The organism is Nonomuraea lactucae (assembly GCF_003313395.1).
Classification (GTDB): Bacteria; Actinomycetota; Actinomycetes; order Streptosporangiales; family Streptosporangiaceae; genus Nonomuraea; species Nonomuraea lactucae.
In genome coordinates, this window is the sequence record NZ_QNFZ01000288.1 from 40,479 (window position 1) to 51,461 (window position 10,983).

Below are 10,983 nucleotides of genomic sequence, written 5' to 3' on the forward strand. Positions count from 1 at the left end.
CAACGATCTTTTGCGGGGCTGGGCTATCTCCGATGCTCGTGCCCCCGTCGGGCCTCGGACCTAGACTGGGGTCATGAGCGCTATGCGCGAGGAACTGCACTATCTCGTGGACCAGTTGCCGGAGTCGGAGCTACGGCCCGCTCTGGAGTTGATCCGCGGGCGGCTGGACGAGCCCATCCCGGCGGAGCGTGATCTCCCCTTCTTCGCGTCGTTCGAGGCTGAGCCGGACCTCGCGGAACGCCATGAGGAGATTCTGCGCTCCGAGATGGGCCGCTGACGTGCTCCTGTGCGATACCGGCGTCCTTCTCGCTGCCGGCAACTCCAAGGACAAGCACCACCAGGCCTGTCTCAGGCTGCTCCGCCAGGCGGAGGGACCACTGCTCGTGCCGTCCCCGGTGATGGGAGAGGTCGGCTATCGCCTGGAGTAGCGTGTCGGCCCACAAGCCGAGGTCACCTTCCTGAAGTCGTTCGGGGGCAGTGGGTTTCATGTAGCCGAGTTGGAGGACGAACACCTCCCTCGTATGGCTGAATTGGTCGAGAAATACATCGACCTTCCTCTCGGACTGGTAGACGCCGCCGTCATCGCGATCGCCGAGCGACTTGAGCTTAGTGAGGTCGCGACCGTTGACCACCGGCATTTCAGCGTTGTCCGCCCACGCCACGTCGAGGCGTTCACGCTGCTTCCCGGCTGATCGCAGGCGGGGCTGTAGGCCGACCGCTACGGCATAGTCTTCTCTTCCTCAATGGTCGAAGGTCCACGGGCAACTCGCAGGCACGGGTATTGGAACACCCACTTCCAGGTGGGCAAACCCACACCACCAGGCAACCAGCCAAATCTGAACGCGCGGGCGAAGCCCGCCCAGGCAAAACAGCCCGAGCGCAGCGAGGCCCGCTGTGGGCGGGCATCAGACGGTCAACCCTCAGGCGGGCAACGGGTGGGGCGGTCGGGGTTGCCCTGCCCCCACGTCCCTCCAGAGCCAGAGGTCAGGGCCATGATGGATGCCCGGCCGCTGCAACCCCGCAGCAGGAAACAGAGGCCGGGCCGTCTATTGGTCGGCCCGCTGCTTCTGGACGCTCAGGTCATCCAGCGGGCCGAACTCCTTGGACACCCACCCGAGTGCCCCCGACGCTTCACCATTGAGGAGCTGGATGATCGGTTCCCGGCTTTGAGAGCTGACTCTGCCGCTGTCCATCCACACGCGCCCCTGGCGGTCTACCCAGGCGCGGATGACGGGGCGGGTCACGGCATGTCGTCCGCGGTGAAGAGGAGTTCTCTCTGGTAGACGGCGGCTACCCGCAGCAACATCCCTAGCTCGACGGCTTCCCGCTCCGTGGTGGCCACGGCAGGGTCCCCGCTGACCTTATGACGGAGGCGGATCGTGCCGTCGTCGTCCACGCTCACATGGCATTCAGGGATCTCAGGGGCGTCGTGGAGGGACATGCCTCGGACGGTAGAGACGGCGCCGGAGAAGATCAAGGATTATTCTTGAATATTCGAATTCTGTTTCCCCAGGTCAGAGCGCAAGAATTCTTCGACTAGCCCAGGTCATCCAGGACCTGGGTGATCAGGCGTCGAGCCTCTGCTCCATAGCTCGCACTGGCCGCGAGCCGGTCGAAGACCTGGCCGTACAGGGCGATCTCCTGCGGCTGCGTCAACGTCAACTCCGCACCGATGGTCTCAACCAGCACGCGCTGATCATCGAAGATCCAGAATCCGTGCTTGGGAGACTCGCTCAGCTCAGCGCCGAACCCGATGATGCCGACGTGGATGGTGCTCATCGAGCACAGCGCCACGAGACGGTCGAGCTGGCCGACCATCACCTCAGGCGGGCACAAGCGGTATCGCAGCACAGCCTCGGTCATCACAAAGTGCAGCCGCTTCCTCGGCCGGTACAGCACCTCCTGGCGCTGCATGCGGACACGGACACCCTCGTCAACGTCATCCAGTACGCCATGGCGGGCGATCGACTGGGCGAGCCGGTTCCGGGCATAGTCGGGCGTCTGCAGCAGGCCGGGGATCACCGTGGTCTCGAACGCCCGTATGTGGCTGGCGTTGGCTTCCAGGGCGATGCTGGCTCGCTGGCGCGCCGAGGTACCGGCGCCGAGCTGGCGCCGCCACTCGGCGTACATCGTCTCCAGGACCTCCAGACGGGCCAGCAGTGGTGTCGCCGCCGGCCCGTCGCCGACCGCGGATGTCCAGGCGCGGATGTCTGCCGCGGTGGGCGTCTGCCGTCCCGTCTCCAGCTTGCTTACCTTGGACTGTGGCCAGCCGAGCAGTTCTGCGAGCGCCGTCCCGGTGAACCCGGCGTGCTGGCGGAGCTGGCGAAGCTGTCGGCCGAGGTCCTCTCGGGCCTCTTGTAGTCGGGGCACGGGCGCTGTTTCTACCCTCCGGCGTACTGCTCGTACGGCGTGGCGTAGTGCCAGGCCACGTCCCGCCACTGACAGTGCTGCAGCACGACCTCCGGGTCAGTCACCAGCTCGTGCTGGAGCGGCCGGTCGTCGGCGTCGAAGTTGAGCAGCACGAGCCGGGCAGAGTCGAAGAGCGCGAAGTCGCGGTCGGGGAGACCGAGGTCAACGGCGCGTGGGCGAGCCAGATACCGGATGTCCTCGCCTGCGGCGGCGTTGAGTGGAGTGCCTGCCAGAAGCCAACGCACGTAGTCGCTGTGGGGCTCGGAGACGACCCGCACTCGCTCAACGCGCTTGCCCTCGCCGGTTGATCCCCTCATCTTGGCCAGCCACGGCCTGGTGGCCCGTTCCGGGTCCGGCTGCCCGGCCAGGAACTTCCGCAGCGACTCATGCTCGGAGGGCACGTCGTATCGGTCGCGGAACTCGAACTTGAACGCGGTGTGCTGGAAGGTGTCCCACAACGCGCCGAACTCCGCAGGGGCGAGCAGGGGCACTAAGCCCCCTCTGCAAAGCGCAGCAGCTCCTTGGGGATCTCCACGCAGGTCTCTCCTGGCAGTACGTTGCGCAGCTCAGCGAGAGCCTCAGGGTCGGTAACCGCGTCGCCCTGCACGACGTAGGTGTCACGGTCGGTCTCGTACAAGGTGGGGCACTGGCCGTCGTCCGACGTGCTGCCGAGGAACCGCAACTTCATTCTCGGGAGCCTCCCTGTATTCGGGAATTTGCTGACCACCCGATCGTGGATGGCGAATACTGCTGGGTCAATGGGCATACCCAACCTGTCCGTCTCCGGCGCCCCCGGCCGAGGCACTGGCCTTCGGGAAAGCCCTGTACGACCGCCGTAACGCCCTCGGGCTAAGCGTCCCCGAGTTGGCAGATCGGGCGGGCATGACGCAGGACGAGATCGAATGTATCGAAGAAGGTGGAACCACCCCCACCGTCGCTCTCTTGCGCCACCTGGCGGCGGCGTTGAACGCCGATGTACGCCTCACCTCTGGCCATGATCTGGGCTCGGTGTGGTTTGAGCCTCACGCGGCCTGATTGAAAGGCACACTGCAGCGGCACAGCCTCTGAGGGTGGACGGTCGAGGCCGTGCAGCGCTCGCCGTGCAGGTGCCCACAGGTCGAGCGTCTTCTCGTGCGCTGGCTCGGCGTCGCGCCTGGTGGTGAATTGTCAAATTCTGTGGATCGGCCGGACAGTATCTCCGTGGCTTCGGTTCGGCAGGGTTGCTGGCGGCAGCGTCCGGAAATGGTTCGCTGACTACCGGCCTGCCTGGCGAGAATGAGCGGATGATTGCCACGTCGCCTCAAGGACACGTCGAGTTGCCACGTATCGTCACCGAGCTCGCGGCGGGGCGGCCGACACGGGCCGTATGGAAGAACGAACTCGGCGGACTGACGTTTCAATTCGGCCTGGGTGATCGGCGGCAGTTTGTGAAGTGGACACCGGCCAGCAGCGGCATCGACCTTGCGGCCGAGGTGGCACGCCTGCGGTGGGCGGGGAGGTTCACTGTGGTGCCGCGCGTACTCGATGAGGGCGCCGACGAAACAGGGTCCTGGATCGTCACATGCGGCCTGCCCGGACGCATGGGGGTGGACGATCACTGGAAGCGCGACCCCGGCACCGCAGTCCGCGCGATCGGCTCTGGGCTGCGCGCACTCCATGACGCACTGCCCGTCGCTGAATGCCCGTTCGACTGGTCCGCCGAAAAGCGCCTGGAGACTGCGCGGTCACGAGCGGCGGCGGGCCGGGTCGATCCGGCGGATTGGCATCAAGACCTTCAGCACTTCGGCACGGTTGAGCGCGCGCTCGGCGTGCTCACTGACATGCCCCCAGTCGACCGGCTCGTCGTCTGCCATGGCGACGCCTGTGCTCCCAACACCCTGGTCGGTGAGGACGGCACGTGTACCGGACATGTCGACCTTGGCGCGCTCGGTGTCGCGGACCGCTGGGCCGACCTCGCCATTGCCACATGGAGTGCGCAGTGGAATTACGGTCCGGAATGGGAAGAGCCGCTACTCGACGCCTACGGAGTCGAGCCGGACCTGGAACGTATCATGTACTACCGGCTGCTGTGGGAACTGTCAGACTGAGCATCGCAAGCCGCGGTGGCGGTTCAAGCTGCCTGAGCCTCGGGGCCGTTCGACAAGGTGACAGTTTTCGAAACGTGCGCCGCTGCGGACGAGGGCGACGAGGTGGGGTGCGATGATCGCTCGGCCCGTTTGAAAGGCGCCGAAGAGGGTTGGCGGGCCATCAGCGCGGAGTTCCGGTTTCTCGGTGCGCGAGTGGACGAGCCAGAAAAGTCGCGCACTCTCTTGAGGAAATCGGCCAAGCGGGAACGCGCGGGCGAAGCCCGCCTGGGCAAAACAGCCCGAGCGCAGCGAGGCCCGCTGTGGGCGGGCGGGCATCAGACGGTCAACCCTTCAGGGGGTCAACGGGTGGGCGGCGCGGGGTCTCAAGACGGTCCCGGCTCACAGGATCGCCAGGGGGTTGATCGGGCTGCCCGTGCCTCCCTCGATCCTGAGCGGAGCCGCGACGAAGACGAAGTCCGTACGGCGGGCCGCGCTCAGTTCCTCCAGCCAGAGCATCTCGATCAGGTGGATGCCGTGCCGGTGGAGGAGGATGAGGTGCAGGTCGTCGTCGAGGCCCTCGGCGGCGCGCTGGCTGGAGTCGAGGCCGCCGATCGCGGCGTTGTCGGCGGCCACGACCGACACGTCGTGGGCGGCGAGCCACCGTCCCGCGCCGGCCGACAGCCCCGGCTGGCCGGACCAGTAGTCGGCGGGCGAGCGGCGCCACACGGCGGGCCAGCCGGTACGGATGACCGCGACGTCCCCCGGCCGCAGGTCCGGCCCCATCTCCTCCAGCAGCTCCGGCTCGACGCGGTGATCCGCGGGCAGGTGGTCCAGGCCCAGATGCCTGGGCACGTCGAAGAGAACTCCCCTGGCGACCACACCGCCCACGTGCTCGATGCCGCACCGGGTGGCGCCGTAGGAGCGGACGCGGGCGGCGGGATGGGCGTTGTAGAGCTCCTCGCCCGACCACATGTGGCAGAGCGCGTCCATGTGGGTGGTGGTGCCGTGGTGGCTCACGATCAGCGCGTCGTCGGCCACCCGCAGGCCCGCGCCCACCGGCCGCGCGCCGGCCGCGTAGTCTCCGCCGTCCACGGACATGAAGTGCTGCGGCAGCGGCCGTCCCTTCAGGTGCGGCACGGTCGTGGGGGCGGGCGAGGAGGTGGCGCCCCTGATCGGCATGGCGAGGCTGAGCACCTCGCCCGTGGCGGCCGACTTCAGCGCCTGGAGGACCAGCTCGGGGGTGAGCAGGTTCAGGGTTCCGCGTTGGTCGTCTGGGCCGAACCGGCCCCAGTTGTTAGGCTCGGCAACCAAGTAAGCGCTTCCTTTCTACTGGAGGTCCGATGCGCTGCGATCCCCGCTTCTCGCGCGTGCGTGAGGTGTTCGAGCGGCACTTCGCCGACGGTGACGAGCTGGGCGCCGCGTTCGCGGTGTACCTCGACGGGGAGCTGGTGGTGGACCTCTGGGGCGGGGTGGCCGACCGGCACACCGGCCGGCCCTGGGAGCGGGACACTCCGGCGTTCGCGTACTCGTGCACCAAGGCGATCACCGCCACGGTGCTGCTGCAGCTCGCCGAGCGGGGGCTGGTGGACGTGGCCGGGCCGGTGGCGGAGGTGTGGCCGGAGTTCGCGGCCGAGGGCAAGCAGGCCGTCACCGTCGCCCAGCTGCTCACGCACGAGGCCGGGCTGCCGGTGGTGGAGGACCCGGTGCCGGTGGAGGAGTTCGGCGACCACGCGGCCATCGCGGCCCGGCTCGCCGGCCAGCGCCCGCTCTGGGAGCCGGGGTCGGCGCACGGCTACCACGCGCTGACGTACGGGTTCCTGGTGGGCGAGGTGGTGCGGCGGGTGACCGGGAAGTCGGTGGGCGAGCTGGCGGCAGCGGAGATCGCGGAGCCGCTCGGCCTGGACCTGTGGGTCGGCGCCCCCGACCCGGTGATCGCCCGTACGGCCCGCCTCACGGCCGGCGAGCGCGCCCAGCCCACGGGCACCCCAGCCGGTACGGCGGGCGGGGCGCGCACATCCGGCCACACCGCCGCGTCCACGGATACCCCGGCCGGTACGGTGGATCCGCTGGCCCGGATGGCGCGGGACTCCCGTGACCCCGGCAGCCTGATGAACCGGGCCCTCGGCAACCCGGGCATGCAGCGGCTCAAGGGCGGCGCCAACCACCCGGTCGTGCTGCGCGCCGGCTGGCCCGCCGCCGGGGTCGTCACCACGGCCACCGGCCTGGCCGGTTTCTACCGGTCGCTGATCGCGGGCGACATCCTGCGTCCGGATACGCTCGCCGACGCGATCAGGGCGCGGGCGACCGGCCCGGACCGGGTGCTGCACGTGGAGAGCTCGTTCGGGCTCGGCTACATGCGTCCGGCGATGACCTTCTTCGTCCCGTCGGCGAGCGCGTTCGGCCACACGGGGCTGGGCGGCTTCCTGGGTCTCGGCGACGTCGAGCGCGGCCTGGCCATCGGCTACGTGATGAACAGGATGTCCGACGCCGTCTCCGGCGGCCTGCGCGCGTACCGCCTGGCGGAGGCCGTCTACCGGTCGCTCTGAAGCGGGCCCGCGTGACGGCGGGCCGGGCGGGAAGAGGCGGCGGGCGGGCACGGCGGTCAGTGCATGGTCACGCCGCCGCTCACCGACAGGGTCTGCCCTGTCACGTAGGCGGCGCGTTCCGTGCAGAGGTAGGCGACGAGCCCCGCCACGTCGGCCGGCGTGCCGAGGCGGCGCAGCGGGATGGTCCTGGCGATCCGTTCGACGAGGCCGGGCTCGGCGGCCGACACGCGCTGCAGCATCGGGGTGTCGGTCGGACCGGGGCAGACCACGTTGGAGGTGACGTTCGCGCGTGCGGCCTCCCTGGCGAGCGTCTTGGCCAGCCCGAACAGCCCCGCCTTGGTCGCCGCGTACGCACCCTCGCCCCCCGACCCCGCCCTTGCCCCGTCGGACGAGACGAACACCAGCCGCCCCCACCCCCTGGCCATCATTCCCGGCAGGAGCAGCTTGGTCATCAGCATCGGCCCGCGCAGGTTGACCTGCCACATGAGGTCCCAGTTCGCGGGATCGCTCGAGGTGAACAGCTCGACGATCGAGACTCCGGCGTTGTGCACGAGGATGTCCACGCCGCCGGCGGCGTCCCGGCAGGCGGCGCAGAACCGTTCGACCGACTCCGGCGCGGCGAGATCGACGGCCTGCGGGACGCTCCCGGGCAGCCCGGCGGCGACCTTCTCCGCGCCGCGCAGGTCCACGTCCGCGACCACCACGCGGGCGCCGAGAGCGGTCAGGTCGGCGGCGATGGCCGAGCCGATGGCGCCCGCTCCCCCGGTCACGACGGCCACCCGCCCGTCCAGCCGCATCCCGTCCATCACCGGCCGCTCCCGGCCTTCCACCGGCCGACGAGTTCCGACGCCGTGGTGCGGGTGGCGAGCAGGCTGATGGTGTGCTTCAGTACGGCCCGCGCGTACTCCTCCGGGATGCCCGCGACCGCGTCCGTGACGACGGTGACCCGGTAGCCGAGGTTCACGGCCTCCAGGGCGAGCCCGGGGATGCCCAGGTTGAGCGAGACCCCCACCCCGACGACGGCCGAGACGCCGAGCGAGCGCAGCGTCATGTCCAGCGAGGTGCCCGTGAACGGGGAGAAGCCGTGGTAGCGCCTGCTCTCCAGGTCACCCGCGTCCCGCAGCTCGGGCAGCACGTCCACGGCGGGGGTGCCGTCCAGCATGTGGGCGGGGTCGTCGAGCAGCGAGACGATGAACGGGCAGTTGGCGGCGTGCGACCCCGCCCGGTCGGAGCGGAACGCGGCGGTGCAGTGGATCACCGGGATGCCCGCCGCGCGGGCCGCCGCCAGCACGGAGCCCGTGTTGGCGACCACGCCGCGCAACCGGCACGCGGTCACCAGATCCGGAAATTTCGTGAGATCGCCGACGACGCCTCTCTGCATCTCCATGACGAGCACGGCCGTCCGCTCCACCGGGACTCCATTCAGCCGAGCGCGCCCGGCCGAACTCATTTAGCCGAGCGCTTGCTTGGTGTAAGCGTACACGACCACCCCTCCCACCCGGCGGCCCCGGATCGGCGGTCCGCAGCGGAGCGGCCCCACCCTCCCGCTCAACGCTCGCCACACGCGTGGACCTGCATCGCCGGGTTCACGCGTGAGATCGGGGCCGCCGTCCCGTGCAGGGCAGAAGTCAGCGTCCCATCTGGTGGGGTCCCGTCCGACGCGGAGGCTGCCGTCCCGTGCAGGGCAGAAGTCAGCGTCCCATCTGGTGGGGTCCCGTCCGACGCGGAGGCTGCCGTCCCATGCGGGGCGGTGGTCAGCGCGGGCAGGAGGGTGGTCGGCGGTTCGCCCTGATCCGTCCAGGAGCCGACCTCCTCCGCCCAGGAGCCGACCTCCTCCATCCAGGAGGCGATCGCGAGCCGCCGCACCGGCACCCGCTGGTGGCGCATGCCCGAGAAGGGATTGCGCCAGACGCGGGCGCGTGGCGTCCGCCACCGGTAGCGGCCCGCGAGGCGGCCCAGGCCGAACGCCCCCACGGCGACGCCCGAGGCGGTCGCGCCGTTCAGCACACCCACGGCGTCCAGCACGGCCGCGACACCCGCGCCGGCCAGGGCGGGCAGGATGTACAGGTCCTGCTCGCTGCGGAGCAGGGCCGGCACCTCGATGGCGAGGACGCTGCACAGGACACCCCCGCCCACCGCGCTGGCCACACCCAGCGTCAGAGCCGCGACCGGGCCGAAGTCGTGACCGAACGCCTTCATCGTTCCGGTGACGCTGAAGAGCGCCAGCGCGGCCGTGTCGAACACGGTGACGACGGTGACAATCCGGACATGGCGGTGGACGCGGGAGCTGAGGAAGACGATCAGAGCCGCGGCGATGGGCGGCAGGTAGTAGCCGGGGTCGGTGAACGCCACGGGCGTGACTCCGATGACCAGATCCCTCAGCAACCCTCCGCCGAGCCCCGCCACCTCGGCGAGGATGACCGCTGCGAAGATGTTGAAATCCTTGCGCACCGCCAGGAACGCTCCCGCGAGCGCGAAGGCGAAGATCCCTGTCAGGTCCATCCAGTACACGACGGCGCCAGTCAGCTCGCTGATCGGCATGTGTCTGTTTCCCTCCGGGGCTGCGGCAGAGCGGTGTGGACGCGGGCACGCGCGACGGCGGCCGCCGAGCAGGGGCGGACGCTCAAGGTAGCCCGGCAGGCTGACCGAGGGCATCGGTCCACTGACCTATTCAGCACCGGCGCCCCTGGGTACATAGGGTGAAATTTCGGTAGTCGTGACAACCGGTACCTCGGGTGAGACCGTCGAATTCACGACGGCCGGCGTGATGGGGGTTGGACTTGGTCCCTGGTTACCGCGAAGTTCGACAGCTCGGCGCCGGTCACACCGGCCGCGTGTTCCTCGCCACCTACCAGGCCACCGGCGCCTACGTGGCGATCAAGTACCTGAACGCCACGCTCCGCCGCGACGCCGAGTTCATGGAGCGCTTCCGGGTGGACGCCCCGGCCCTCGTCGAGATCGACGACCCGAACGTGGTCAGGCTCTACGAGTACGTGGAGACGCCGACCAGGGCGGCCGTGGTGATGGAGCTGGTCGACGGGGTGTCGCTGCGCACGCTGCTCGCCGAGCACGGCCGCACCAGTCCGGAGGCGGCGCTCGCGGCGCTCAAGGGCACCCTGCTGGCCCTCGCCGCGGGGCACGAGAAGGGGGTGCCGCACCGGGACGTCAAGCCGGAGAACGTCCTGGTCCAGGCCGACGGCACCACCAAGCTGGCCGACTTCGGCGTCGTGGTGCACGCCGAGGAGCCGGGGGTCCCTGCGGGGAGCCCGCCGTACATGGCGCCGGAGCTGTGGACGCGCGGCGCGGCGGGCCCGCCGGCGGACCTGTACGCGGCGGCGTGCCTGCTGTTCGAGGCGGTCAAGGGGCGCCCGCCGTACCGGGCGGAGGACGTCGCGTCGCTGCGGGACAGGCACCTGAACGAGGCGGTGCCCCTGGAGATCGTCCCCGACTCCCTGCGCGACCTGCTCAGGCGCGGGCTGGCCAAGGATCCGGGGTTCAGGTACGACTCGGCGAGGCGGTTCGCGGCCGAGCTGGAAGAGGACGCCGTGGCGAGCTACGGCCCCGAGTGGGAGCTGCGCGGACGCCGCCACCTGGGAGAGCTGGCCACCCTGCTCGCGCTCCGCTTCCCGCTGGCCAAGGCCCGTGCCGCCGCCGACGGCCCGGCCGCGAGGGTGCGCGACAGGCTGCTCAACGTCCCCAGACTGCCGCCGCACCTGTGGATCGCGGGGGCCGCGGTCGCCATGGTGATGATCGGGGTGGTGCTCTCGGGCGGGCGGTTACCCGGGCCGGGCACGGTGCTGGTGCCGCCGTCCGAGACCGTCGGCGGGGCGGACCCGGCGCCCGCGGACGCGACGACCCCGGCCCGCAGAGATTCCCCCGGCACCCCGGCGAACACCCGGACCGGCCCCCCGACCCGCGTCCCGACCGCTCCCCCGCCAGGCCCTACGTCCGGCCCCCCGCCC

The 10,983-nt window shown here is 70.1% G+C and carries 15 protein-coding genes and 1 pseudogene; 7 read left to right on the top strand and 9 right to left on the bottom strand.

Going from position 1 to position 10,983, the window contains the following annotated elements; all coding sequences use genetic code 11:
* The first annotated feature begins 73 nt into the window (after window positions 1–73).
* The 3 genes from DQW85_RS20125 to DQW85_RS46970 all read left to right on the top strand — a co-directional run bounded on the left by DQW85_RS20125 (window position 74) and on the right by DQW85_RS46970 (window position 692).
* Window positions 74–277 carry a hypothetical protein gene (locus tag DQW85_RS20125; protein WP_113701838.1) on the top strand — a complete coding sequence of 68 codons (204 nt, stop codon included), beginning with the start codon at window positions 74–76 and terminating at the stop codon, window positions 275–277.
* 1 nt (window position 278) lies between these two features.
* Window positions 279–428: a hypothetical protein gene (locus tag DQW85_RS46965; RefSeq protein WP_240197301.1), complete on the top strand. Its 150-nt coding sequence runs from the start codon at window positions 279–281 to the stop codon at window positions 426–428.
* A 93-nt stretch (window positions 429–521) separates the two neighbouring features.
* Entirely contained in the window at window positions 522–692 is a 171-nt protein-coding gene (locus DQW85_RS46970) for a hypothetical protein (RefSeq protein WP_240197302.1), read from the top strand.
* Window positions 693–1,240: 548 nt separating this feature from the next.
* On the opposite strand, the gene DQW85_RS20140 is transcribed toward DQW85_RS46970, so the two are convergent.
* From DQW85_RS20140 to DQW85_RS20155, 5 genes and pseudogenes are all read right to left on the bottom strand, one after another.
* Window positions 1,241–1,441 (bottom strand): hypothetical protein, encoded by a 201-nt coding sequence (locus tag DQW85_RS20140; RefSeq protein WP_162795151.1) that lies wholly within the window; start codon window positions 1,439–1,441, stop codon window positions 1,241–1,243.
* A gap of 95 nt (window positions 1,442–1,536) precedes the next feature.
* Window positions 1,537–2,130 carry a DUF5753 domain-containing protein gene (locus DQW85_RS20145; RefSeq protein ID WP_240197305.1) on the bottom strand — a complete coding sequence of 198 codons (594 nt, stop codon included), beginning with the start codon at window positions 2,128–2,130 and terminating at the stop codon, window positions 1,537–1,539.
* A gap of 63 nt (window positions 2,131–2,193) precedes the next feature.
* Window positions 2,194–2,439, bottom strand: a pseudogene (locus tag DQW85_RS46975) (helix-turn-helix domain-containing protein); the annotation flags it as partial.
* Window positions 2,382–2,900, bottom strand: a complete 519-nt coding sequence (locus tag DQW85_RS20150) for a DUF6879 family protein (protein ID WP_113701842.1) — start codon at window positions 2,898–2,900, stop codon at window positions 2,382–2,384. The pseudogene DQW85_RS46975 and the gene DQW85_RS20150, both read right to left, overlap by 58 nt.
* Complete coding sequence (locus DQW85_RS20155; RefSeq protein ID WP_113701843.1) at window positions 2,900–3,097, bottom strand: hypothetical protein; 198 nt, start codon at window positions 3,095–3,097, stop codon at window positions 2,900–2,902. The genes DQW85_RS20150 and DQW85_RS20155 overlap by 1 nt, the downstream gene beginning before the upstream one ends.
* 134 nt (window positions 3,098–3,231) lie before the next feature.
* On the opposite strand from DQW85_RS20155, the gene DQW85_RS20160 reads away from it, so the two are divergent.
* Complete coding sequence (locus DQW85_RS20160; protein ID WP_420819167.1) at window positions 3,232–3,444, top strand: helix-turn-helix domain-containing protein; 213 nt, start codon at window positions 3,232–3,234, stop codon at window positions 3,442–3,444.
* 248 nt (window positions 3,445–3,692) lie between these two features.
* Window positions 3,693–4,496: an aminoglycoside 3'-phosphotransferase gene (locus DQW85_RS20165; protein ID WP_113701844.1), complete on the top strand. Its 804-nt coding sequence runs from the start codon at window positions 3,693–3,695 to the stop codon at window positions 4,494–4,496.
* A gap of 378 nt (window positions 4,497–4,874) precedes the next feature.
* Here the strand turns inward: DQW85_RS20165 and DQW85_RS20175 are convergent, their stop codons facing one another.
* A complete protein-coding gene (locus DQW85_RS20175; protein WP_113701846.1) occupies window positions 4,875–5,786 on the bottom strand; it encodes a cyclase family protein in 912 nt (303 codons plus the stop codon).
* A 29-nt stretch (window positions 5,787–5,815) separates the two neighbouring features.
* Here DQW85_RS20175 and DQW85_RS20180 point away from each other — a divergent pair, with 29 nt between their 5' ends.
* Window positions 5,816–7,021: a serine hydrolase domain-containing protein gene (locus DQW85_RS20180; protein ID WP_113701847.1), complete on the top strand. Its 1,206-nt coding sequence runs from the start codon at window positions 5,816–5,818 to the stop codon at window positions 7,019–7,021.
* Window positions 7,022–7,077: 56 nt separating this feature from the next.
* Here the strand turns inward: DQW85_RS20180 and DQW85_RS20185 are convergent, their stop codons facing one another.
* From DQW85_RS20185 to DQW85_RS20195, 3 genes are all read right to left on the bottom strand, one after another.
* Window positions 7,078–7,827 carry an SDR family NAD(P)-dependent oxidoreductase gene (locus tag DQW85_RS20185; RefSeq protein WP_113701855.1) on the bottom strand — a complete coding sequence of 250 codons (750 nt, stop codon included), beginning with the start codon at window positions 7,825–7,827 and terminating at the stop codon, window positions 7,078–7,080.
* Window positions 7,827–8,432, bottom strand: a complete 606-nt coding sequence (locus tag DQW85_RS20190; protein WP_240197304.1) for a cysteine hydrolase family protein — start codon at window positions 8,430–8,432, stop codon at window positions 7,827–7,829. Before DQW85_RS20190 ends, DQW85_RS20185 begins: the two co-directional genes overlap by 1 nt.
* Before the next feature lie 137 nt (window positions 8,433–8,569).
* A complete protein-coding gene (locus DQW85_RS20195) occupies window positions 8,570–9,562 on the bottom strand; it encodes a trimeric intracellular cation channel family protein (RefSeq protein ID WP_113701849.1) in 993 nt (330 codons plus the stop codon).
* Window positions 9,563–9,801: 239 nt separating this feature from the next.
* On the opposite strand from DQW85_RS20195, the gene DQW85_RS20200 reads away from it, so the two are divergent.
* On the top strand, window positions 9,802–10,983 hold a 1,182-nt coding region (locus DQW85_RS20200), incomplete at its 3' end, for a serine/threonine-protein kinase (RefSeq protein WP_162795152.1).